This window comes from Massilia sp. P2_C2 (assembly GCF_056404615.1).
The window spans coordinates 14,395-38,840 of sequence record NZ_JBFUDR010000019.1; the positions used below are offsets into that span (position 1 = coordinate 14,395).

A 24,446-nucleotide genomic window follows, 5' to 3' on the forward strand; every position below is an offset into this window, starting at 1 on the left:
CATGAAAATCAGGACGAAGGTAGTGCTGGCGGCGGCCCTGGTGGCTGCCGCGTTTCACGCACGGGCGGACGACACGTTCCGTCCCGGCGCGCTGTGGCCCGACGACAAGGGCGTGCACATCAACGCGCACGGCGGCGGCATCCTCGAGCACCAGGGCGTGTATTACTGGTTCGGCGAGCACAAGGTCGCGGGCGAGGCGGGCAACAAGGCCCAGGTCGGGGTGCACGTCTATAGTTCGCGCAACCTGACCGACTGGCGCGACGAAGGCATCGCGCTGGCCGTCAGCGACGTGCCGGGCAGCGACATCGAGCGGGGTTCGATCATCGAACGGCCGAAGGTGATCCGCAATCCGAAGACGGGCAAGTTCGTGATGTGGTTCCACCTGGAGCTGAAAGGCAAGCGTTACGACGCGGCGCGCGCCGGCGTGGCCGTGGCCGACAAGGTGACGGGGCCGTATGTCTTCCAGGGTTCGTTCCGTCCCGACGCCGGCGCCTGGCCGGAAGACAAGGATCCCGCCACCTCGTTCCTCGCGCGCGACCACGCCGGCGGCCAGATGGCGCGCGACATGACGTTGTTCGTGGATGACGACGGCGCCGCCTACGACCTCTACGCGTCGGAGGAAAACCACATGATGCACGTGTCGCGCCTTTCCGACGACTACCTGCGCAGCGCCGGGCGGTACGCACGCGTGCTGGCGGGCGGCGACGACGAAGCCCCGGCCATCTTCAAGCAGGGCGGCAAATACTATCTCGTGACGTCGGGCCTGAGCGGCTGGGCACCGAACGCGGCCAAGTCGTACGTGGCGGATCACATCCTCGGTCCGTGGAAGGCGCTCGGCAATCCCGTGCGCGGCACGCCGGAGCAACAGAAGATCACGTTCGGCGGCCAGTCGACCTACGCGCTGACGTTGCGCCGCAACGGCTGTACGCGGCACATCCTGATGTTCGACGTCTGGCGCCCGAAGGATGCCATCGACGGCCGCTACGTCTGGCTGCCCGTCGAATGGGAGGGCGACAAGCCCGTCGTGCGCTGGCGCGACAGCTGGACGCTGGGCGACCTGGACAAGCTGCCGTGCGACGGACCCGGATCCGCGGGGGCCAAGTGAAGAACGCAGCCGGCGAATCGGGCACGAACGAGCGCAGTACGGGCGGCGGGGGCGGCGCGACGGTCTGGGACGTCGCCGCGCACGCCGGGGTGTCGGCCATGACGGTGTCGCGTGTCATCAACGGCAACCCCAGCGTCAGCGCCAGGAACCGCGAAAAAGTCCTGCGCGCGATCGATGAACTCAATTACCAGGTGAACGTGGCGGCGCGCGCGGCGCGTATCGGCACCCTGCGCGTCGGCCTCCTGTACAGCAACCCGAGTGCCGCGTTCCTGAGCGCCTTGCTCGTCGGCGCCCTCGGCGAATGCGGCCGGACGGGCGCGCACCTGCTCCTCGAGCACTGCGACGACCTGCGCAGCCAGCGCAAGGCGATCGACCGCCTGATCGACGACGGCGCCGACGGCATCCTCGTGCCGCCGCCGCTGTGCGACAACAGGGCGGCCCTCAAGCAGTTGACGGAACTCGGCATCCCGTCCGTGGCGGTGGCGACGGGGCGGCCGTCGGCGCAGATGTCGGCCGTGCGCATCGACGACTACGCGGGTGCGCTGACGATGACGCAGCACCTGCTGGCGCTGGGCCACCGGGACATCGGCTTCATCAAGGGCGATCCGGAGCACACGCCGGCCCAGCTGCGCTACCAGGCGTTCCTCGATGCCATGCGCGAGGCCGGCCTCGAGGTGCGCGCCGAGCGGGTGGCGCAGGGCATGTTCACGTACCGCTCCGGCCTCGTGGCGGCGCGCGAGCTGCTGGACCGCCCGACGCGGCCCACCGCGATTTTCGCCAGCAACGACGACATGGCGGCCGCCGTCATCGCCGTGGCGCACGGGTTGCATCTGCAGGTTCCGTCCGACCTGACCGTCTGCGGCTTCGACGACACGCCCGTCGCCACGACCGTGTGGCCGGAACTGACGACCATTCACCAGCCGATCACGGAAATGGCACGCAGCGCCGTGGCGCTGCTGGTCGAGCACATCCGCACGCAACGCACGGGGCACGCCTGCGAGCCCCGGCACCTCCTGATGCCTTACACGCTCGTTGTGCGCGAATCCACTTCCGGTACCGATTGATCACCGGGTAGGGTGGGCACCCCTGTGCCCACGCGTGACGTATGCGGCCTGTTGGCGTTACGCGTGGGCACGTTTCATTGGATTGATGCCCCCGGCATCAATCCCCCCCGGCCTCAAATGCCCACCCTACGGCATCGACGCGGTTTCAGTCCGTTCGTTTTTTCATCACTTCGTGGCGGGACGCAGCCACAGCGCCTGGCCGCCCGAGGCCGGCAGGTCGAGCTCCAGCACCGTCCCCGCATCCACCGCGCGCTCGCGGATGCCCACGTGCGTCGCCGTCGTCGCGGCGGGATCGTCCGCATAGATCGTCGCCTCGTAGCGCTGACCCGGCGGCAGGAAGTCCAGGCGCACCTTCACGCGGCGCGCCTCGTTGTTCGTGATGCTGCCCACGAACCATTCGGCGCCAGCGCGGCGGGCGATCGTCACGTCGCGGCCCGGTGCGCCGTCCAGCACGCGCGTCTCGTCCCACGTGGTCGGGATGCGGTCCCAGAACCCCAGTTCCGGCTCGTCGTGCGAGCGCTCCGGCCGGTCGTACCAGTACAGGGTCTGCAACGGGCTGTAGTAGACGACGGCCAGTGCGAGCTGGTGCGCGTGCGTGGTCTTGATGCGCGGGTCGTAGTAGCAGATCGTGTAGTCGGCGGCGCCGGCGAGGAAGCGCACGAAGGGCAGCACGGTGTTGTGGGTCGCGTCGGGCATTTCCTCGTTGCCGCGGATGCCTTCCGCCGTCATCAGGTTGGGCCAGGTGCGCTGTTCGCCGGTGGGACGCCAGTCGTCGTGGATGTTGACCATGATGTGGGCGGCGGCGGCCTGCTGGATGGTCTTTTCGACCCAGGTCGTCCAGCGGTGCGAGCCCACCTGCACATAGCCGAACTTCACGCCCTTGACGCCCCAGTCGCGGTAGGTCTGGAACAGCGTGTCGGACTGCGCGAGCAGGCCCTGCTGGTTCACGTACAGCCATACGCCGATGCCCTTGTCCTTCGCGTAGGCGATGATGCCGGGGAGGTCGAAGTCGGGAATCGCGACCTTGGTCGCGTCCGCGTCGAACGAGAACGCGTTGCCGTACCACTTGAAGTCGAACAGCACGTACTGCAGGTGGTGGCGGGCGGCGAAGTCGATGTTGGCCTTCGCGTCCTTCGTCGTCAGCGACATCACGCGCATGATCTTGCCCGGCTTGATCCAGGACGAGTCGGCGATGCGCGACGGATCGTTCAGGTTCAGGATGAAATGGTCGTTCTCGATCAGCTGGCCGGGACGGCGCGCGATCATGATGCCGCGCCACGGCGTGGCGAACGGCGAGATCAGGTCGGCCGGATCGTGCATCGCGGTGACGATCGTGTCGGGCTTGTCGGCGCTCAGCCTGAACTTGGTGCGGGCGTAATCGACCATGCGCGCTTCCAGCAGCGCGACGGAGAGGCCATTCGGCAGTTCCAGCGTGAGCGGGCGCTCGGCCTGGTCCGGCCAGTCGCGCAGCGGCAGCAGCTTGTACGGACCCTGGGCCCAGCCGTGGAACCAGGCGCGCGTGCCGGCGGGGAGGGCGAATTCCACGTCTTCGCCGACCACGCGGTAATACGTGCCTTTTTCGTTCTCGGGGAACGCGAAGCGCAGGGCGACGCCCTCGTCGTAGGCGCGCACTTCGACGGACAGCTTGTACATCGGGTTGTCGTCCTTGACCAGGTCGACGGTCAGTGCTTCGTAGTGGTCGCGGATGCGTGCGCGCTCGCCCGTGACGGGCGTCCACGTGCTGTCGTGGCTGGCGCGGCGCACGCCCGTCACGCGCAGATTCTCGAACCAGCGCGCGTGATGGTCGACCGGCAGCGCCATCGCGTTTTCGGACAGGTGGTTGTCGAGCCGCAGTTCCAGCAGCGATTCGCGGATGACGGGCTCGCCGTCGAAGCGCACGTTGTAGTACAGTGCATGCTTGCCGGCGGCGTCCGTCTTTTGCGTCAGCTCGAGGGCGATATGGCCGTCCGGCGAGGCGACGCGTTCGGCGAGGTCGGCCCCGGCCGCGTGGGCAAGGGAGGCGCCCAGCAGGCAGAGGGCGGCAAACAGGATACGCATGGGTCAGAATAAAGAGTTTGTTATCGATCACATGCTAGCAGATATCCTGAGGGGAAAGCAAACAATAACGGTGCGGATGGGGCTGGCGCCAGCCCCGGGGATCACGTCACGCGCCGGGCCAGAGGCCCAACCCGTTGCCGTCGCGGATTAGCGAGGTGGAAAACGGGAGGCTTACTGGATCAGCTTGCGGTCGCGCAGCCATTCCTCGGCGCGCTTCGGCCACAGCGACGCGGTACCCTGGCCGGCGCTCATGCCCATGCCGTGGCCACCGTGCTCGAACAAATACATTTCCGCCGGCACGTGGGCGCGGGTCAGGGCCTGGAAGAACAGGATGCTGTTGTCGACCGGGACCAGGCCGTCGTCCTGCGAGTGGACCAGCAGCGTCGGGGGCGTGCCGGGGCCGACCCGGGTCTCGACCGACATCTGCCTGACCTGCTCCGCGCTCGCGTTCGCGCCCAGCAGCGCGATGCGCGAGCCGGCGTGGGCGGTGGGCGGTGTCAGGGTGATGACCGGGTAGACCAGCATGGCGAAGTCGGGCCGGGCGCTGACCTCATCCAGCGCCGCGCCGGTGCGGCCGGACGGGTCGTCGAACAGCGTGGCCGCGCTGGCGGCCAGGTGGCCGCCGGCCGAACTGCCCATTACGCCGATGCGGTCGGGATCCACGCCGTATTCGGCGGCATGGGCGCGCACGGTGCGGATCGCGCGCAGCACGTCCTGCAGCGGGGCGGGGTGGCCGAAGTCGGACAGACGGTACTTGAGCACGAAGGCGGCGACGCCGAGACTGTTCAGCCATTGCGCGTACTGGCGGCCTTCGTGCGTGAACGACAGGAATTCGTAGCCGCCGCCGGGGCAGACGATGACCGCCGTCCGGGCCTGGCGGTCGGACGCGGTGGGGTACCAGGTCAGCGTCGGCTGGGAGACGTGGGTGATGTTGCCGCCGCCGTCCTCCCGTTCGGGCGCGACCCCGGCCTTCGGATTCGGGACACCCTCCGGCCACAGCGGGATCATGGTCGTCTGCGCCTGCGCTCCCGCGGCGACGAGGAAGAGGAGAGTCAAGAACAGCTTGCGCATGGGCGGGTCCGGATCGAATGTGTGGGATGCGATTGTGAGCACGGGGGAGGGCGCACGGCAATTGTGAAATCCGAGAGTGCGGCGAATGATTTTTGCCAACGTCGCCGGATACGGTAATTTCATGTCGACTCTTCGCGATTTTCGCTATTGCGGCGCCGTGGCGGGGCCCGGACAATGTTTCCTTTTGCCTTCGAGGATCAGCCGTGCGCCGTCTTGCGACAATGAAGAAAAAGTTAGTTCTGTTGTGCGCCGCAGCAATCAGCTGCGGCAGTGTGATGGCCGCCGAGCCATGGATGGATGCGAAGCTGGGCGCGGACGAGCGGGCCGGCCTGGTGCTGCGCGAGATGACGCTGGACGAAAAGCTGGCGCTCGTCTACGGCTACTTCGGTTCCGACAGTGACGACAAGAAGATGAAACGCCCGGAGCTGTCGCACAACCAGTCCGCCGGGTTCATCTACGGCGTACCACGGCTGCACATCCCGCACCTGTGGGAAACGGATGCCGGCCTCGGCGTGGCGAGCCAGGGCGGCCCGAACGTCCGGTTGGCGACGGCGCTGCCGTCCGGCCTGAACACGGCGGCCACGTGGGACGTGGCGACGGCCCATGCGGGCGGCGCCATGATCGGTGCCGAGGCGCGTGCCTATGGCTTCAACGTGCTGCTGGCGGGCGGCGTGAACCTGATGCGCGAGCCGCGCAACGGCCGCAATTTCGAATATGGCGGCGAGGATCCGCTGCTGGCCGGCCGCATCGTGGGCGCGCAGATCAAGGGCATCCAGTCGAATCACGTCGTCTCGACCTTGAAGCATTACGCGCTGAACGACCAGGAGACGAACCGCACCACCGTGAACGTCAAGATCGGCGACGCGGCGGCGCGCATGTCCGACCTGCTGGCGCTGCAGTTCGCACGCGAGGACGGCGATCCGGGCGCCGTGATGTGCTCCTATAACCGCGTGAACGGCGTGTACGCGTGCGAGAACGATTACCTGCTGAACGGCGTGCTGAAGGGCGACTGGGGCTTCAAGGGCTGGGTCATGTCGGACTGGGGTGCGGTGCACAGCACGATACCGGCTGCCAACGCGGGACTGGACCAGCAGTCGGGCATGCCGTTCGACCTGGCCAATTACTTCGGCCCGCCGCTGAAGGAAGCCGTGCTGAACGGCTGGGTGCCGCAGGCGCGCCTGGACGACATGGCACGCCGCATCCTGAGGTCGATGTTCGCTCACGGCGTCGTCGACCATCCGGTGGCGCCGGCGCCGGACACGATCGATTTCAAGGCGCACGCCGCCGTGTCGCAGAAGGATGCGCAGGAAGGCATGGTGCTGCTGAAGAACGACGGGCACGTGCTGCCGCTGAAGAAGAGCGCGAAGCGCATCGTCGTGATCGGCGGCCACGCGGACAAGGGCGTGCTGGCGGGCGGCGGCTCGTCGCTCGTGTATCCGGTGGGCGGCAACGCCGTGCCGGGCATCGCGCCGACGACGTGGCCCGGTCCGGTGATGTATTACCCGTCGGCGCCGCTGGACGCCATCCGCCGCCATGCGCCCGGCGCGACGGTCGTCTACCACGACGGCGCCGATCCCGTGGCGGCCGCGACGCTGGCGCGCGATGCCGATGCCGTCGTCGTGTTCGCCACCCAGTGGGTCGGCGAAGGTGTGGACGCGCGCACCCTGGCGCTGCCGGACCGCCAGGATGCCCTGATCGCGGCCGTGGCGGCGGCCAATCCGAAAACGGCCGTCGTGCTGGAGACGGGCGGTCCCGTCACGATGCCCTGGCTGCCGCACGTGCCTGCCGTCCTCGAGGCCTGGTATCCCGGCACGAGCGGCGGCGAGGCCATCGCCGGCATCCTGTTCGGCGACGTGAACCCGTCCGGCCACCTGCCTGCGACGTTCCCGGCATCGGAAGCGCAGCTGCCCCGTCCGGTGATGGAACCGGAAGTCGAGAACCGGCGCTTCGACGTCGATTACCATGAAGGCGCAGCCGTCGGCTATAAATGGTTTGACCTGAAGGGCCTGAAGCCGCTGTTCCCGTTCGGTCATGGCCTGTCGTACACAGACTTCACCCTGTCCGGCCTGGCCGCCGGCGTGAGCGGCGGCACGCTGCAGGCCTCGTTCACCGTGAAAAACGTGGGCAAGGTCGCGGGCAAGGAGGTGGCCCAGATCTATGTGGCGCCCGTCGACGCCCAGTGGGAAGCGCCGAAGCGCCTGGCCGGGTTCCACAAGGTCGAGCTGAAGCCGGGCGCCAGTGCCACGGCGTCCGTGACGGTCGATCCGCGCCTGCTGGCCGTCTACGACGGGGCCACGAAGACGTGGAAGGTCGCGGCCGGCACCTACCGGGTGATCCTCGCTGCCAGCGCGCTGGACGACAAGGCCGTCGCGACGACCGTGCACCTGGACGCGGCTGTCTATGACGTGAACGGGAGGCTGGTCCCCCAGTGAGCGTCCCGCCGGCGGCAGCACGCCGCCGGCGCGTTGTATGTGCGCAACCGGATGCATTCCGAACGGCAAATTCGCGACCCGGAGTGGGTGGGCTGATATGATGCCAGTGACGTCCCCGATAGAGGTGACGCCGGAGACTCTCATCGCCATGCCCTATGCAACAGTTTTATAAAAAGGCGCTGTGCGCGTTCGTCCTCATCGTGCTCGCGGACGCGCTGCTGTCCGCGCTGCTCGTCGGCCGGAGCTACCTGGCCCTGCCGATCCTGGCGGGGCAGGACGGCGGCGTGCACTGGCAGCGCAGCCAGAACCTGGGTTCGATGAACCTGGATCCGTGGGTGATCCGCGTCGATCCGGCGCGTGGTGACCTGCTGCGTTTCGACCTCAACCTGCGCCCGGACGAGCCGGATCCGAAGGTCTCCGCCGACCTGCTGGCACGCGACGGCCAGGACCGGCTGGCACTGGTCGACCTGTCCGCCTACGACACCATCACGTTCCTCGCCCGCTGCAAGCCGGCGAACACGTTCATGTTCATCATGTCCCTGCCCATTGACCGCGTTTCGCAGCCGGGCAATTTCCTTAGCTATGCGCCGGCCATGACGAATTTCTCGTGCAACGAGGAAGGCGTGCCGGTCACCCTCGACCTGCGCCGGATGACGATTCCCAACTGGTGGTTCGACGCGTTCAAGGTCGACCTGTCGCACCAGGACTATGCGCTGGACCGCGTGGGGCGCTTCGCGATCGGCGTTACCCGCCAGAGTCCGCGCGGCACGGTCGCGCACGTCGAGATCGGCGGGATCACCGCGCGCGGCCGCGATTATCGCAATCTTGCCGCGCTGGCGCTGCTCGTGACGGGCAGCTGGATCGCCTACGGCGTCTGGTTCCTGCGCGCCCATGCGCGCGCGATGACCGCCAGCCTGAACACGCAAATGAAGAAGGACATGCCGCTCGTCGCCTACCGCCAGCTGACGCTCGAGCCGTATCGTGACAAGGAAAAGACGAAGCTGCTGCAGTACATCGCGACGCACTACATGGATCCCGAACTGGACCTGGACGGCGTCGTCGCCGCGACCGGCACCAACCGCACGAAGATCAACGACGTGCTGAAGTCGGAACTCGGCCTGACCTTCACCAGTTATTTGCACAAGCTGCGGCTGACGGAAGCGGCCCGGCTACTGACGGAAAACGTCGACGCGGCCGTCGCGGAGATCGCGTTCGCGATCGGCTACGCCAACGTCTCGTATTTCAACAAGCTGTTCAAGGAGGAGTACGGATGTACTCCGAAAGCCTTTCGCGCCCTTGCGGCGCAGGGCGAACAGCCGGCCAGTCCCGTCCAGGAAACGGCGACGCAGTAGGCCGGCGAACGGCCCTCATCCACACGACATCCCGCATCCGGGATCCGTGCCAGGCAGTTGCGTACTGTCCGGCGCGCGGTCCGCCACGCCTGGCGTCCCACCGCCTTCAGGCATCCCCATAAAAAAAATACATGCGAGAAACGTAGAGGAGATACCCATGAGAGAGTTTCAGAGAACGGCGATCGCCATCGGCGTCGCCCGCTTCGTCCTCGTGGCCGGCGGCGCGACGTGTGCACTGCACGCGCGCGGCCAGGAGACGAACCAGAAGGACGACCAGCCCCGTGTCGCCACCGTCGTGGTCGTGGGCCAGCGTGCCGCGCTGCAATCCGCCGTGGTGCGCAAGAAGAATGCGGACGAGGTGGTCGATTCCATTCTCGCCGAAGACATCGGCAAGCTGCCGGACAAGTCGGTGACGGAAGTGTTGCAGCGCGTGGTCGGCGTCACGATCGACCGCACGATGAACATCCCAGACCGGCTGCAAGGCGTCGGCGACGCCATCAACCACTTCGCTGCGGAAGGCACCGGGGTGTCGATCCGCGGCCTGTCGTATGTGCGTTCGGAACTGAACGGCCGCGATACGTTTTCCGCCAACGGCGGCCGCGCGCTGAGCTTCGAGGACGTGCCGCCCGAGCTGATGGCCGGCGTGGACGTGTACAAGAACCCGTCCGCCGAGCAGATCGAAGGCGGCATCGGCGGCCTCGTGAACCTGCGCACCGCGCTGCCATTCGATTTCAAGGGCAAAAAGGGCGCGGTGTCCGTGGAAGCGTCGCGCTCCGACCTGCGCGGCAAGACGGCGCCCTCGTTCTCCGGCCTGTTCTCGAACCGCTGGAAGACCGGTTTCGGCGAGATCGGCGCGTTGATCGACGTGGCCCATTCGCGCATCGACACGCGCAGCGACGGCGTCCAGATTTCGCCGTACATTCCGCGTACCGACGCCGTGATCGGCGACACGAGCGGCACCCGGCGCTGGCTCGTGAACGGCGGCAGCTGGACGACGAACAACTTCGAGCGCGAGCGCGACGGCCTGTACGGCGCCCTGCAGTGGAAGAAGGACAACCTGTCGTCGTCGCTGACCTATTTCCGCTCGAAGTACGACATGGACACGACGGAATACTCGGTGGCCGCAAACGGGAATCCGGCCACCATCACGGTCGATCCGGGCGCGTCGTTCAACGATCGCGGCGCGTTGCTGGTGGGGACGATCCGTGCGCCGCAGGATCCGGGTATCAGCTTCGGCGTGCAAAGCCGCAGCGCGGGCCGCAAGTCCGACACGCGCGACATCTCGTGGAACCTGCAGTGGCGCGCGAACGACCGCTGGACCTTCAGCGGCGACGTACAGCATACCCGCGCCACGACGTCCGGGTTCGACAACCTCGTGTCGCTGGGCGGCTGGATGCCGAAGGAGGGCCTGGACCTGCGCAACTCGCCGCCGACGCTGACCTTCGACGCCGCGGACCGAGCATTCGTGGCCGATCCGAATAACTATTACTGGAACTCCGCCCAGGAACACCGCGACGAGGCCATCTCCACGCAGAACGCGGTCCGCCTGGACGCGAAATACACGTTCGACAGCCCGGTGCTGAACGACGTGCGTTTCGGCGTGCGCTTCACGAACCGCGACGCCACCACGCTCGGGACGCACGGCAACAACCAGTGGCACGAGATCACGGCGCCGTGGGCCGTCGGCCACGACGGCTGGCAACCGTTCAGCCAGCTGGCCTACCTGAGCGATCCACGCTTTTCCGCGAACGCCGGGCCCCTGTCGTTCAACAACTTCTTCGGCGGCGGGACATTGACGCCGCCGTCGGTCGTCGCCAGCGATATCGCGCTGACGCATGGCGCGCCGCCGCCGGCCTTTTTCCAGCTGCACGAGATGGTGAAAGTGCTCTGCAACATGCCGTGCTCGGGCGACGCATTGTGGGAGTACGCGAAGTTCGGCGACCCCGAGAGCCGCAACGAGCAGCACGAGAAGACGAAGGCGGCCTACGCCCAGCTGCGGTTCAGCTACGACAAGTGGCGCTACCCGGTGGACGGCAACGTGGGCCTGCGCGTCGTGCGCACCGACATGTCGGCGAAGGGTTACCTGTTGTTCTCGCCGCCGAATGCCTCCAATATCCCCGGCGTGCCGCAGATCGCCGCGCTGTCCAGCCAGACCACCTTCGGCCACCGGTACACGAACGTCCTGCCCAGCCTGAACCTGCGCATGAAGGCCAGCGACGAGCTGCAGTTCCGCGCCGCGTTCTCGAAAGGCATCGCGCGTCCGGAGTTCTACCAGATGCAGGCGTATACGACGCTGAGCCAGAACCTGCACACGCACACGGACCCGGTGACGAAGGCGGTAGTCCTCGACAGCATCGACTACACCGGTAATGGACTCGGCAACCCGCTGCTCAAGCCCACGCGCTCGACGAACTTCGACCTGACGGCCGAGTACTATTTCGGCCGCGGCAACCAGCTCACGCTGGCGTTGTTCAACAAGCGCCTGTCGGACATCATCATCGGCAAGACCTCGTTCGTCACGCTCAACGATTCGACCGGCCAGGGGCACGACTTCGCGGTCACGTCGCCCGTCAACGGCGCGACCGGCCGTGCCACCGGGGCCGAGATCGGCTACCAGCAATACTTCGACAAGCTGCCGGGCATCCTGTCGGGCCTCGGGGTGGCCGCCAACTACACCTATATCGACAGCCACCAGGACCTGGGCAAGCCGCTGGTGCAGGTCTGGTGCACGCCGCAGGACACGAATGCGCTCATCGCCCGCGACCTGTCCGGTTGCGACACGGATGGTCGCCTGCTCAATGGGAGTAACGTGCCGATGACGGGCCTGTCCAAGAATGCCTACAACCTGGCACTGTTGTACGACAAGGGCAAGGTGTCCGCGCGCCTGGCGTACAGCTGGCGGTCGAAATACCTGCAGGCGATCAACGCGTACGGCACGAACGGCGGCGACGGCATCGACGCGAATCCGGCCAGCCCCAGATTCGGCCAGCCGTTTTCGGTGCAGTACGCCTTGCCCACCTGGGGCGGGTCCTATGGCCAACTCGATGCGAGCCTGCAGTACAAGTTCACGGACAACCTGAACCTGTCGGTACAGGCCACGAACCTGAATAACGCGGTGTTCAGGCAGTACATGCAGCAGGGTATCGGCCTGATGGAGCGTGGCGCGTTCCACACGGGCCGTCGTTTCTCGGTCCGGTTGGGGTACACGTTCTGACCAACGCGTTGTGCCGGCAGTATGTTCAGTCGGGTATCGGCCTGATGGAACGTGGCGAGTTCTACACGGGCCGCCGTTTCACGGTCAGGATGGGTTACACTTTCTGATCGTCCGCCTGTAAGTACGCCTCCCGCGGGCCCGGCAGCCCTCGGGAGGCTTTTGTTTTTTCTGTCACTGGAGAAGTCATGTCCGAGAAGGCCATTCRTAAAATCGTCATCGTGGGCGGCGGCACCGCCGGCTGGATGACCGCCGCGCCGCTGGCGCTGAAGCTGGGCACGTCCTGCGAGATCGTGCTCGTCGAGTCGCCGGAGATCGGTACGGTCGGCGTGGGCGAATCGACGCTGCCCACGATCCTGTACTACAACCACGTGCTCGGCATCGACGCCGGGGAATTCGTCCGGCGCACGAAGGCGACGTTCAAGCTCGGCATCGACTTCCGCGACTGGGGCCATCTCGGCAACCGCTTCTTCCACGGCTTCGGCGACTTCGGTCCGCCCATCGAGAACCGTCCGGCCTTCATGTCGTGGCTGCGGCTCGCGCGCGCGTACAAGGACATGCCGTCGTACGAGGAATGGTCGATCTCGACGACGATGGCCCATGCGAACCGTTTCATTCCCCCGTACGGCGACCAGCCCGGCCCCACCAATGCGTACTCGTACGCCTTCCAGTTCGACGCGGGCCTGTATGCGCTGTACCTGCGTGAATACGCAATGGCGCGCGGTGTGCAGCGCATCGAGGGCACGGTCGGCGAAGTCGAGCAGCATCCGGAGACGGGCTTCATCACGGCCCTCAAGTTGCGCGACGGCCGKCGCGTCGAGGGCGACCTGTTCGTCGACTGCACGGGCTTCCGCGGCCTGCTGATCGAAGGCGTCTTCAAGTCCGGCTACGAGGACTGGAGCGCCATGCTGCCCTGTAACAGCGCGCAGGCCGTGCCGAGCGCGATGGCCGACCAGCTGACGCCGTACACGCGCTCGACGGCGAAAAGCGCCGGCTGGCAGTGGCGTATCCCGCTGCAGCACCGCACCGGTAACGGCCACGTGTACTGCGACGGATTCATGTCGGACGAGGAGGCGGGCCGCGTGCTGCTCGACGGCCTCGACACCGAGCCGCTCGACACGCCGCGCCAGCTGCGCTTCACGACGGGCCGCCGCCGCAAGCCGTGGATCAAGAACTGCGTGGCGATCGGCCTGTCGAGCGGCTTCCTGGAGCCGCTCGAATCGACCAGCATCAACATCATCGAACTGTCGGTCGGCTGGCTCGTCCAGTTCTTCCCGGACCGCGACTGCCGCCCCGAACTGGCCGACGAATTCAACCGCCTGGTCACGCAGCGCTACGAGTACGTGCGCGACTTCATCATCCTGCACTACAAGCTGACGAACCGCACCGATTCCGAGTTCTGGCGCTATTGCGCGAACATGCCGATCCCGGACACGCTGCAGCACCAGATCGACATGTTCCGCGCCACGAGCCATGTCGCCATCTACGATCTGCAGGGGTTCCAGCTCGATTCGCACGCGTCGATCCTGCTGGGCCATGGCATCCGCCCCGAGCGCGGCGACCAATTCATCGAACGCATGGACCTCGCGCGCCTGGCCGAGCATTTCCAGAAAGTGCATGCGACGATCCGGCAGGTCGTCGGCCAGATGCCGGACCATGCGGCGTTCCTGGCGCAGGTGACAGGGCCGGCGCAGAAATCGTAAGTCCCCGGCCTCTGAAGGCCACCTCGAAAGAATGCGGGGCCCTCGCGGCCTCCGCATCCCGCCTCCCGGCCACTCCGGCCAGCCTCCTTATTCTCATCTGATCGCGTCCGTGCTCAAGGGCCGTGCGCATGCCGCATCACTTTATTCACGATCCGTTAAGACAATAATCAAATGTATGTTTATATTTCCGTTGCATTAATACAACGTTAACTATATTAATTTGCGAAAAAGAAAATTTATGGGTTGTCGGGAAAATACCCCCTGAACAAAATGACACTACGGTGACGCATCTGTCGTCACCGTTGGTATCCAAAACATTGGAACGCGGAGACAGAGAGGAGAAATTAGTGAAGCAGTTTCAGAGAACAGCAATCGCCATGGGCGCCGCCCAGTTCGTGCTGATGGCCAGCGGGGCCATGTTCGCACAGGGCGCACGCGCCGACGACGCCGTGAAAAAGGACGACAGCACCACCACCGTCGTCGTCGTAGGCCAGCGCGCCGCGCTGGAATCGGCGGCGGCCCGCAAACGGAATGCGGACGAGATCGTCGATTCCATCGTCGCCGACGACATCGGCAAGCTGCCGGACAAGTCGGTCACCGAGGTGCTGCAGCGGGTCGTGGGCGTGACCATCGACCGCACGCTGAACCGCGTCGACCCGCAGCAGGGCGTGGGCGACGGCGTCAACCACTACGCCGCGGAAGGCACGGGCGTGTCGGTGCGCGGCCTGACCTATGTGCGTTCCGAACTGAACGGGCGCGACGCGTTTTCCGCCAACGGCGGCCGCTCGCTGAGCTTCGAGGACGTGCCGCCGGAACTGATGAGCGGCGTGGACGTGTACAAGAACCCGTCGGCCGAACAGATCGAAGGCGGCATCAGCGGCCTCGTGAACCTGCGCACCGCGCTGCCGTTCGACTTCAAGGGGGCCAAGGGTGCACTGTCGGTGGAGGCGAGCCGTTCGCAACTGCGTGGCAAGACGTCGCCCGGCGTGTCCGGCCTGCTGTCGAACCGCTGGAACACGGCCTTCGGCCAGTTCGGCGCCTTGATCGACGTGGCCCGTTCGCGCATCAATACGCGCAGCGACGGCATGCAGATTTCCCCGTACATCCCGCGCACCAACGCCGTGACGGGCGACACCAGCGGCGCGCTGCGCTGGATCTCGAACGGCAGCTACTGGACGTCGAACAATTTCGAACGCGAACGCGACGGCGTGTATGGCGCACTGCAGTGGAAAAAGGACAAGCTGTCGTCCTACCTGACCTTCTTCCGTTCGAAGTACGACATGAACACGACGGAATATGGCATGAACACGGGCACGGCGAACCCGTCCACCAGCATGCTTGACCCCGGCGCCACTTTCGCCGACAACGGGGCGCTGCTGACCGGCACGCTGCGTTCGCCGAACGAAACGGGGATCAGCCTGAGCAGCTCGTCGCGCGCAGCGGGCCGCAAGTCCGACACCCGCGACATCGCGTGGCATGCGGACTGGCGCGCGACCGACCAGTGGACGGTCAGCTCCGACCTGCAGCACACCCGCGCGACCACCACCGGCTACGACAACCTGATCGGCATGCAGGGCACCCTGCCGAAAATGACATGGGATCTCACCAAGTCGCCGGCGGAGCTGCATTTCGACGATGCGGACCGCGCCTTGCTGACGGATCCGAAGACCTATTACTGGGGCACCAGTCAGGAACACCGCGACCAGGCCGTCGGGACCATGAAAGCGGCGCGCCTGGATGCCAAGTTCACCTTCGACAGCCCGGTGCTGAACGACTTGCGGTTCGGCGTGCGCTTCACCGACCGCAAGGCCGACACGCGCTCGACGCACGGCAGCGAATGGACCGCGATCGCGCAGCCGTGGATGCAAGGCTGGGCGATCAATGGCTATCCTTACCTGAGCGACCCGCGTTTCTCGAAGCCGGTCGCGACGCTGGGTTTCCCGAACTTCTTCGGTGGCCAGATGAGCGCGCCGCCGCCGGTCATCATCGCCGATCCCAGCCTGCTCGTCCCGACCGCGAATAGTGCGCCAGCCGGCTTCGCCCTGGTCCATGGCTATACGGACCAGCTGTGCTCGAGCACTCCGTGCAGTTATACGTGGAATCCTGCGCCGTTCGGCGACGCCCAGGGCCTGAACCAGCAGCGCGAGCGCACCAAGGCCGCGTACAGCCAGCTGCGCTTCAACGTCGACACCCTGCGTTTCCCGATCGATGGCAACGTGGGCGTGCGCGTCGTGCGCACCAATATGGCAGCGACCGGCTACCTGCTCTACACGCAGCAGGATATTTCCAAGATCACTGGGGGGGGTGTACCGGCGTTCGCGAACCTGTCCGACAAGCGCGACTTCGACAACACGTACACCAACGTGCTGCCGAGCCTGAACTTGCGCATGAAGGTCAACGAGGGCTTGCAATTCCGCGGCGCGTATTCGAAAGGCATGACGCGTCCGGACTTCTACCAGCTGCAGGCCTATACGACGCTGAATGAGGATATCAAGACGAGCACCGACACGACGACGAACGTCACGACCCTCAAATCGATCGCCTTCACGGGCAACGGCAGGGGCAATCCGAACCTGAAGCCGACGACGTCGGACAACTTCGACGTCACGGCCGAATACTATTTCGGCCATGGCGGCTCGCTCACGCTGGCGGTGTTCAACAAGCGCATCAAGGACATCGTCATCGGCCAGACGGCGATCTACACGATGAACGACTTGACGGGCAAGCCCTACAACTTCAACGTCACCGGGCCGACGAACGGCGCCAAGGGCCGTGCCAACGGTGCGGAACTTGCGTACCAGCAGTATTTCGACATGCTGCCCGGCCTGTGGTCCGGTTTCGGCATCTCGGCGAACTACACCTACCTCGACAGCCGCCTGAACCTGAACGCGCCGCCGGGCGTGGTATGGTGCACGCCGAAGGACACGGCCGCCGCGAACACGGCGCGCGACCTGGCCGGTTGCGACACCGACGGCCGCATCCTGGGCGGGCTGCCGATGACCAACCTGTCGAAGAACGCCTACAACCTGGCGCTGCTGTACGACAAGGGTCCGGTGTCCGCGCGCCTGGCGTACAGCTGGCGTTCGAAATACCTGCAGGCGGTCAATGCGTACGGCACGAACGGCGGCGAGGGCATCGACGCCAATCCGGCGAGCCCGAACTTCGGCCAGGGCTACTCGGTCAACTACGCGCTGCCGACCTATGGCGGTGCGTACGGCCAGCTCGATGCGGGTTTCCACTACAAGTTCAACGACAACCTGAACCTGTCGGTGGAGGCATCGAACCTGACCAATGCCATCTACCGCCAGTACATGCAGCAGCATATCGGCCTGATGGAACGCGGTGCCTTCTACACCGGCCGCAGCTACTCGGTCCGGATGGGTTACTCGTTCTGATTGTCGCGTAGTATGTAGCACACCTCCCGCAAGCCAGGCCGGTTGCGGGAGGTTTTTGCGTTTTTGTCACTGGAGAGATCATGTCCGACAAGGCCATCCGTAAAATCGTCATCGTGGGCGGCGGTACTGCCGGCTGGATGACCGCCGCGCCACTGGCGCTCAAGCTGGGCACGGCGTGCGAGATCGTCCTCATCGAATCGCCCGAGATCGGCACCGTGGGCGTCGGCGAAGCCACGCTGCCCACCATCCGCTACTATAACCAGACACTCGGCCTGGACGCCGCCGACTTCGTCAAAAAGACGCAGGCGACGTTCAAGCTCGGCACCGAGTTTCGGGACTGGGGCCATGTCGGCAACCGGTTCTTCCACGCCTTCGGCAACTTCGGCCCAACCATCGAGGGCCGTCCCGCGTATATGTACTGGCTCCGCCTGAAGCGCGACAACCCGGATATGCCGTCGTACGAGGAATGGTCGACGGCCGATGCCATGTCGCGCGCGCACCGCTTCGTGCCGCCGTACGGCGACCAGCCGTCCGTCACCAATTCGTATTCCTACGGCTTCCAGTTCGACGCCAGCCTGTACGCGGCCTATCTGCGCGATTACGCGGTCGCGCGCGGCGTTACGCGCATCGAAGGCACCGTCGCCGACGTCGAGCAACATCCGGAAACCGGCTTCATCACTGCTGTCAAGCTGCGCGACGGCCGCCGCTTTGAAGGCGACCTGTTCGTCGATTGCACGGGCTTCCGTGCGCTGTTGCTCGAAGGCGTGTACAAGGCCGGCTACGAGGACTGGAGCGCGATGCTGCCCTGTAACAGCGCACAGGCCCTGCCATGCGCGAGCCCGGACGCACCGCTCACGCCCTATACGCGGTCCACGGCCCAGAGCGCGGGCTGGACCTGGCGCATTCCCCTGCAGCACCGCCTCGGCAATGGCTATGTCTATTGCGACGGCTTCACGACCGACGCGGAAGCGACGCGGGTGCTGGAGGGGGCGCTCGAAGGCGCCGCCCTCGACACGCCGCGCCAGCTGCGCTTCACGCCGGGCCGCCGGCGCAAGTCGTGGATCAAGAATTGCGTGGGCGTCGGCCTGTCCACGGGGTTCATCGAACCGCTCGAATCGACGAGCATCAACATGATCGAAATGACGGTCGGCTGGATCGTCCAGTTCTTCCCGGACCGTGACTGCCGCCCGGCGCTGGCCGACGAGTTCAACCGCCTTCTCTCGCTGCGCTATGAATACATACGCGATTTCATCATCCTGCACTACAAGCTGACGAACCGCGACGATTCCGAGTTCTGGCGCTATTGCAGGAGCATGCCGGTCCCGGACATCCTGCAACACCAGATCGACCTGTTCCGCGACTCGAGCCGCGTCGCGATCCTCGACCAGCAGGGGTTCCTGGAGGATTCGTGGGCGTCGATCCTGCTGGGACACGGGATTTTCCCGGAGAAGAACGACCCGTTCATCGACCTCATGGATGAAAGGTACCTGGTCGAGCACTTCCGCAAGATCCGCGATTCGATCCGCCGGGCGGTCGACGCGATGCCGGACCATGCGGCATTCGTCAACCACGTGGTGAGCGACGAACCGGCAGGCAAGCGCGCCGCCTGAAGGACTGGCTGCGTCTAACGAAAATATGAGTTCGGTTGGACAATTTCGTAATTGCGGGTGCCGGAGGCGACGGGCACTATTTCGTCGATTAACAAGAGCCGTCAGGTAACGGCCGCCTCCTATCTACCTTGGAAAGATTCCGATGAAACGACGTGAACTCTTGCAGCACATGGCGTCCGCGATCCCGGCGCTGGCGCTGTCCCCCTACGCCGGCGCGGCCACGGCGGCCGGCAACCGTGTTCCCATGGCCACCGGCCCGTTCGAACCGACCTGGCCGTCGCTGACCAAATACGAGACACCGGATTGGTTCCGTAACGCCAAGTTCGGCATCTGGGCGCACTGGGGCCCGCAATGCGAGCCGGAACATGGGGACTGGTACGCGCGCGGCATGTACGAGGAGGGCAGCGAGCACTATAAATACCACGTCGCCACGTACGGCCACCCGTCGAAATTCGGTTTCAAGGACATCATCCGCCGCTGGAAGGCCGAGCGCTGGAACCCGGACGACCTCGTGGGCCTGTACAAGAAGGCCGGCGCGAAATACTTCGTCGCGCTGGCCAACCACCACGACAACTTTGACCTGTACAACAGCCGCTACCAGCCCGAATGGAATTCGACGAAGCTGGGCCCGCGCAAGGACCTGATCAAGGGCTGGCACGACGCCGCCCGCAAGCACGGCCTGCGCTTCGGCGTCTCCGTGCACGCGGCCCACGCCTGGAACTGGTACGAGACGGCGCAGGGCGCCGACAAGACGGGCCCGTTGGCCGGCGTGCCGTACGACGGCCGCCTGACCAAGGCCGACGGCAAGGGCCAGTGGTGGAACGGTCACGATCCGCAGGCGCTGTATGCGCAGGCCCACCCGCTCAGCAAGGACGGCGGCAGCACCGACCAGCGCTGGGCCTGGGGCGGCGGCGTATATGCCCCGAGCAAGGCCTATGCGGACAAGCTGTACAACCGCACCGTCGACCTGATCGACAGCTATGACCCGGACCTCGTGTACTACGACGACACCGTGCTGCCGCTGTGGCCCGTCAGCGACGTCGGCTCGCAACTGCTGGCGCACATGTACAACCGCAGCGTCGCCAGGCGCGGCAAGGTGGACGTGGTCGTCAACGGCAAGATCCTCGACGACGTGCAACGCCATGCCATGGTGTGGGACATCGAGCGGGGCCAGAGCAACAAGATCGAACCCCTGCCGTGGCAGACCGATACCTGCATCGGCAGCTGGCACTATGACCGTCGCCTCTACGAGAATAAATGGTACAAGAGCGCGCAGACCGTCGTGCACACGCTGATCGACGTCGTCAGCAAGAACGGCAACCTGTTGCTGTCCGTGCCCGTGCGCGGCGACGGCACGATCGACGAGCAGGAACGCGCCATCGTCGAGGAAATCGGCCGCTGGATGGCCGTCAACGGCGAGGGCATCTACGACTCGCGTCCGTGGGCGACGTGCGGCGAGGGGCCGGTCTACGACGACGCGGCGGCGCCGCTGTCCGGTCCCGGCTTCAACGAAGGCAAGGGCAAGCCGTTCACCGCGGCGGACATCCGCTTCACCGCCGGCAAGGATGGCGTGTACGCGTTCGTGATGGGCTGGCCGGAAGACGGCAAGGTCAACATCAAGGCAATGCGCGCCGGCGGCGACTACCTCAAGAAACCGGTGGCCAGCGTCCAGCTGGTGGGCGGCGGCGCGCTCGCGTTCAGCCAGACTCCCGACGGCCTGCAGGTGACGCTGCCGAACCAGCGCCCGGCGCTGCCGTACGCGATCGCGCTGAAGGTGGCCTGATCCCCATCCATCCGCTACACTGATCCCTTTCGCCGCGCGCCCGTCCGGGTGCGCGGCACACTGTTTACCTCGCCGCGTCGCGTGCGCGGCCTGCAAGGAGCCCGACGCATGACCCGCAGATTCACCCCACTTTTCTTCGCCGCCGCGCTGTGCGCCGCCGGTGTCGCCCGCGCCCAGGATGTCGACGTGAGCGCCGACAAGGCGCGCGCCAACTTCGCGCGTCCCATCGTCCTCGCGGCGGATGACGTGCGCGCCTACGCGCCGCCGCCGGCCGGATTCGCCGATGCGAAGGCGGGTGTCGCGCACGGCAAGGTGGAAACGTTCACGTATCAATCGGCGGTCACCGGCGCGAAACGCGCCGCCAATGTCTATCTGCCGCCCGGCTACGATAAAGGACGGCGCTATCCCGTGCTGTTCCTGTTGCACGGCATCGGCGGCAACCAGGACGAGTGGCGCTGGTACGTGCGCGCCACCGAGGTGCTCGACAACCTGGCAGCAAGCGGCAAGGTCGTGCCGATGATCGTCGTGATGCCGAACGGCCGCGCGCTGGCGGACGACCGCTCGCCGCCGGAGGACAAGGTCTTTACGCCGGAAAACGCGGCCGGTTTCGCGCGTTTCGAGCGCGACCTGCTGGAGTCGCTGATTCCCGCCGTCGATGCCGCGTATCCGACGCAGGCCGACGCCGCGCACCGCGCGATCGGCGGCCTGTCGATGGGGGGCGGGCAGTCGCTGAACTTCGGCCTGGGGCATCCGCAGGCGTTCAACTGGGTGGCCGGTTTTTCGCCGGCGCCGAACACCGGGGATCCTGCGTTGCTGGCGAAGGAAGCCGCGCAGGCGCGCAGCCAGTTGAAACTGGTGTATCTGTCGTGCGGCAATCGCGACGGCCTGATCAACGTCGTGCAGGGCGTCCACCGCAAGCTGCGGGAGCAGGGCGTCGCCCACGTGTGGAACGTGGACGAGTATGGGCATGACCGCGACAGCTGGGCGGAAAACCTGTACCACTACGCCCAGCTGCTCTTCCGCTAAACAGACATTCGCGTGGGCGGAGGGCCGCCCACCCTACGCTTGTTCTCGTAGGGTGGGCACCCCGTGCCCACGCGAACGGCAATCTCAGTTTTCCTCGACGATGGCGAGATCCCACGGCGCCAGGTTGACCGCGTCATCCGCCTTCACCGCACGCGACGTCAGCAGGTCCGTGCCGGCCTTGTGGCGGTACGTGAACGTGACGGGCGAGCCCGAGTAGTTGAAGTAGTAGCGGATGGTCTTGCCGTAGCGGTTCACGCCGGTTCGCGTCTGGATGTGCGACGGCAGTTCCTGGTCCGGCCCGATCAGGCCACGCTCCTGCAGCACGGATTTCAACACCGCCTTCTGCAGGTTGTCGGACAAATACGTGCCTTCGTAGACGGCCTTGCCCGCGCCGAACCGGTTCGCCGTGATGGCGGGCCAGCGGCCGAAGAACGGGTGGTCGTACCAGGCCAGCGCCCTGGCCGTGTCCAGCTGCAGGAACTCGGCCCAGTACTGTACCTTGTTGTCCGCGCCGGTCTGGTACGGATCATCCTTCAGCTTGAGGGGCTGGGCCAGGTTCGAGAATTCCTGGTAGTGGAAGCCGAGCGCCTCGCGCAGCGGGCCGGGCGCCATCGTCCAGCGCACGGCCGCGTTCTCGTTCGCGAAGCCGCTCTTGAAGCCAATGACCACGTGACCGCCCTTGCGCACAAAGTCGGCGATGCGCTGCAGCAGGGCGTCGTCCGCGATGTACAGCGACGGCACGACGAGGACCTTGTACGCGGACAAATCCTTCGTGTCCGGGAACACGAAGTCGGTGCCGACGTTCAGGTCGTACAGCGCGCGGTGGATCTGGCGCACCTCCGAGGCATAGTCGGCGTTGCTGCCGGCCGAGCCCCATTGCGACTGCTTCGCGAACGGCATGTCGTTGATGGCGTTCAGCGAATCGCGGCTCCACAGGATGGCCACGTCGTTATGGATGCGCAGGTCGACGAGGCGCGGACCGATCTTCTGCAGTTCCTTGCCCGTGCGGCTCATTTCCGTGTACGCGCGATTCGGTTCCAGATCGTGCGACAGCACGCCTTTCCAGTACGTCTCCTGGTTCGCGTGGATCGACGCCCAGTGCCAGTACTCGACCATGTTGGCGCCGTTGGACAGGTGCGTGTAGACGTCTTCGCGGAACTGCCCGTCGTACGGCGGGTACTGGTACGAGGAGCTCCAGTCGGTCGTCTGCGCGTTCGTTTCCGTGACGAGGAAGTTGCCGCCCTTGAGCGAGCGCGTGAAGTCGGCCTCCAGCTTCTGGTTGGCACCGTTGTAATTGTCCTGCGTGCCCCAGTGGTAGATGTTCACGCCGGGAACGTCGAGCCCGCGCGCGACGGCTTCCTCGTTGACGTCGCCATGCAGCGCGCCGGCGAAATCGTGCGTGACGAACTGGCGCGGGCCCGCGCTTTCGCGGATGAGTTGCGCCTGCCAGTGCAGGAAGTCGGTGACGCGCATCTGGCTCCAGCGCGACCATTCAAGCTTGTAACCCGTGCTCTGGGCGCCGTCGGGGCGGGGCAGGTCTTCCCACGTGTGCAGGTTCTGGCCCCAGTAGTTCAGGAACCATGCCTTGCTGAGGTTTTCCGGCGTGCCGAATTTCTTTTCCAGGTAGTGCTGGAAGCGGATGAACACATCGTCGTTGGCGGCGCCGTAGCTGGCCGTCTCGTTGTCGACCTGCCAGCCGATGACGTTCGGATTGTCCTTGTAATGGGCGGCGATGCGGCGGATCAGGCGCTCGGCGTAGAAGCGGTAGGCCGGCGCATCGGTGTTCATGTTCTGGCGCATGCCGTAGGTGTTCTTCGCGCCATTGAACCTGGTGCCGAGGATTTCCGGATGCTGGTGCGCCATCCACGCCGGGACCGAATAGGTGGGCGTGCCCATGATGACCTTGATGCCGGCCTTGCCCATGGCCTCGACGACGCGGTCCATCCACGCATACTCGAAGCGGCCGTCTTCCGGCTCCCACAGGCTCCATGTGGATTCACCGAGGCGCACCACGTTGAAGCCGGCGGCCTTGATCATCTGGACGTCCTTGTCCAGCCGCTCGTAGGGCATGTATTCGTGATAGTACGCCGCGCCATACAGCACCGTGGGGAAATCCGGCTGCGCGGGCGCCGTCGCCGCCGCCGACGCGCAGGCCGCTGCGGCAAGCGCGCATCCGATGGCGTACGACAGGAGTCTCCGTCTGAACATCTTCTTGACCTCTTCTGGTGGATATATCTGGACAATCGATCATTGTGACCACCCGCCGCAGGCGAGCGCAATTACGAAAACCGCCAACGGCGGGAACGATTTGTGGCATGCGTCGCGCTGGGCAATTTCATGTGCCGTCTTGACGATTTTCACAATTGCGGCACTGCGGTGGGGCAACGACAATAGCGATCAACAGCCGATCATGAGTTGATCAACAACCGGTCAATAACCGGTCGATAACCGATCAATCACCGATCATTGCCACGTCGCCGACTGCGGTACCTGGCAGTGGCAGCACGACAGTATGCCTGAACGCAACAGCCGATGGCGACGAACCTGAGCGTGCCCCGTCGACGATGGCTGTACCGAATTTCCCACGAAGGGAAGCCGAACCACCGGGTTCGCCTTCCCGGGGCACCGAGTAGTCT

The 24,446-nt window shown here is 65.7% G+C and carries 14 protein-coding genes; 10 read left to right on the plus strand and 4 right to left on the minus strand.

What is annotated here, in order from left to right; translation table 11 throughout:
* Position 1 precedes the first annotated feature (1 nt).
* Entirely contained in the window at positions 2-1,105 is a 1,104-nt protein-coding gene (locus tag AC1DYX_RS04075) for a glycoside hydrolase family 43 protein (RefSeq protein ID WP_477256530.1), read from the plus strand.
* On the plus strand, positions 1,102-2,169 hold the full coding sequence (locus AC1DYX_RS04080) for a LacI family DNA-binding transcriptional regulator (protein WP_477256532.1): 1,068 nt from the start codon (positions 1,102-1,104) through the stop codon (positions 2,167-2,169). The genes AC1DYX_RS04075 and AC1DYX_RS04080 overlap by 4 nt, the downstream gene beginning before the upstream one ends.
* A gap of 165 nt (positions 2,170-2,334) precedes the next feature.
* Here AC1DYX_RS04080 and AC1DYX_RS04085 read toward each other — a convergent pair whose 3' ends face one another.
* Positions 2,335-4,227 (minus strand): glycoside hydrolase family 97 protein, encoded by a 1,893-nt coding sequence (locus AC1DYX_RS04085; protein WP_477256534.1) that lies wholly within the window; start codon positions 4,225-4,227, stop codon positions 2,335-2,337.
* A gap of 171 nt (positions 4,228-4,398) precedes the next feature.
* Positions 4,399-5,298, minus strand: coding sequence for an alpha/beta hydrolase (locus tag AC1DYX_RS04090; protein ID WP_477256536.1), 900 nt, complete (start codon positions 5,296-5,298; stop codon positions 4,399-4,401).
* A gap of 275 nt (positions 5,299-5,573) precedes the next feature.
* Between AC1DYX_RS04090 and AC1DYX_RS04095 the strand changes: the two genes are divergently transcribed.
* From AC1DYX_RS04095 to AC1DYX_RS04130, 8 genes are all read left to right on the plus strand, one after another.
* Complete coding sequence (locus AC1DYX_RS04095) at positions 5,574-7,730, plus strand: glycoside hydrolase family 3 C-terminal domain-containing protein (RefSeq protein WP_477256538.1); 2,157 nt, start codon at positions 5,574-5,576, stop codon at positions 7,728-7,730.
* 155 nt (positions 7,731-7,885) lie between these two features.
* Positions 7,886-9,082 (plus strand): AraC family transcriptional regulator, encoded by a 1,197-nt coding sequence (locus AC1DYX_RS04100; RefSeq protein ID WP_477256540.1) that lies wholly within the window; start codon positions 7,886-7,888, stop codon positions 9,080-9,082.
* 157 nt (positions 9,083-9,239) lie between these two features.
* Positions 9,240-12,296 carry a TonB-dependent receptor gene (locus AC1DYX_RS04105; protein WP_477256542.1) on the plus strand — a complete coding sequence of 1,019 codons (3,057 nt, stop codon included), beginning with the start codon at positions 9,240-9,242 and terminating at the stop codon, positions 12,294-12,296.
* Positions 12,297-12,481: 185 nt separating this feature from the next.
* On the plus strand, positions 12,482-13,996 hold the full coding sequence (locus AC1DYX_RS04110; protein WP_477256544.1) for a tryptophan halogenase family protein: 1,515 nt from the start codon (positions 12,482-12,484) through the stop codon (positions 13,994-13,996).
* A gap of 347 nt (positions 13,997-14,343) precedes the next feature.
* On the plus strand, positions 14,344-17,391 hold the full coding sequence (locus AC1DYX_RS04115; protein ID WP_477256546.1) for a TonB-dependent receptor: 3,048 nt from the start codon (positions 14,344-14,346) through the stop codon (positions 17,389-17,391).
* A gap of 80 nt (positions 17,392-17,471) precedes the next feature.
* The gene (locus AC1DYX_RS04120; protein ID WP_477256549.1) at positions 17,472-19,001 is read left to right on the plus strand and encodes a tryptophan halogenase family protein; all 1,530 of its coding nucleotides are present in this window, start codon (positions 17,472-17,474) and stop codon (positions 18,999-19,001) included.
* 142 nt (positions 19,002-19,143) lie between these two features.
* Entirely contained in the window at positions 19,144-20,784 is a 1,641-nt protein-coding gene (locus AC1DYX_RS04125; protein ID WP_477256551.1) for an alpha-L-fucosidase, read from the plus strand.
* A 108-nt stretch (positions 20,785-20,892) separates the two neighbouring features.
* Complete coding sequence (locus AC1DYX_RS04130) at positions 20,893-21,810, plus strand: alpha/beta hydrolase (protein WP_477256553.1); 918 nt, start codon at positions 20,893-20,895, stop codon at positions 21,808-21,810.
* A gap of 84 nt (positions 21,811-21,894) precedes the next feature.
* On the opposite strand, the gene AC1DYX_RS04135 is transcribed toward AC1DYX_RS04130, so the two are convergent.
* Both AC1DYX_RS04135 and AC1DYX_RS04140 read right to left on the minus strand, forming a co-directional pair.
* On the minus strand, positions 21,895-24,018 hold the full coding sequence (locus AC1DYX_RS04135) for a beta-galactosidase (RefSeq protein ID WP_477256555.1): 2,124 nt from the start codon (positions 24,016-24,018) through the stop codon (positions 21,895-21,897).
* Positions 24,019-24,262: 244 nt separating this feature from the next.
* The coding region (locus AC1DYX_RS04140) for a hypothetical protein (protein WP_477256557.1) at positions 24,263-24,446 on the minus strand (184 nt) is incomplete at its 5' end.

Bases quoted from the DNA above. Each gene is read 5' to 3' on its own strand.
- AC1DYX_RS04085 (WP_477256534.1), bottom strand. From the start codon at position 4,227: ATGCGTATCCTGTTTGCCGCCCTCTGCCTGCTGGGCGCCTCCCTTGCC.
- AC1DYX_RS04130 (WP_477256553.1), top strand. From the start codon at position 20,893: ATGACCCGCAGATTCACCCCACTTTTCTTCGCCGCCGCGCTGTGCGCC.
- AC1DYX_RS04125 (WP_477256551.1), top strand. From the start codon at position 19,144: ATGAAACGACGTGAACTCTTGCAGCACATGGCGTCCGCGATCCCGGCG.
- AC1DYX_RS04075 (WP_477256530.1), top strand. From the start codon at position 2: ATGAAAATCAGGACGAAGGTAGTGCTGGCGGCGGCCCTGGTGGCTGCC.
- AC1DYX_RS04120 (WP_477256549.1), top strand. From the start codon at position 17,472: ATGTCCGACAAGGCCATCCGTAAAATCGTCATCGTGGGCGGCGGTACT.
- AC1DYX_RS04090 (WP_477256536.1), bottom strand. From the start codon at position 5,298: ATGCGCAAGCTGTTCTTGACTCTCCTCTTCCTCGTCGCCGCGGGAGCG.
- AC1DYX_RS04095 (WP_477256538.1), top strand. From the start codon at position 5,574: ATGGCCGCCGAGCCATGGATGGATGCGAAGCTGGGCGCGGACGAGCGG.
- AC1DYX_RS04135 (WP_477256555.1), bottom strand. From the start codon at position 24,018: ATGTTCAGACGGAGACTCCTGTCGTACGCCATCGGATGCGCGCTTGCC.
- AC1DYX_RS04100 (WP_477256540.1), top strand. From the start codon at position 7,886: ATGCAACAGTTTTATAAAAAGGCGCTGTGCGCGTTCGTCCTCATCGTG.
- AC1DYX_RS04105 (WP_477256542.1), top strand. From the start codon at position 9,240: ATGAGAGAGTTTCAGAGAACGGCGATCGCCATCGGCGTCGCCCGCTTC.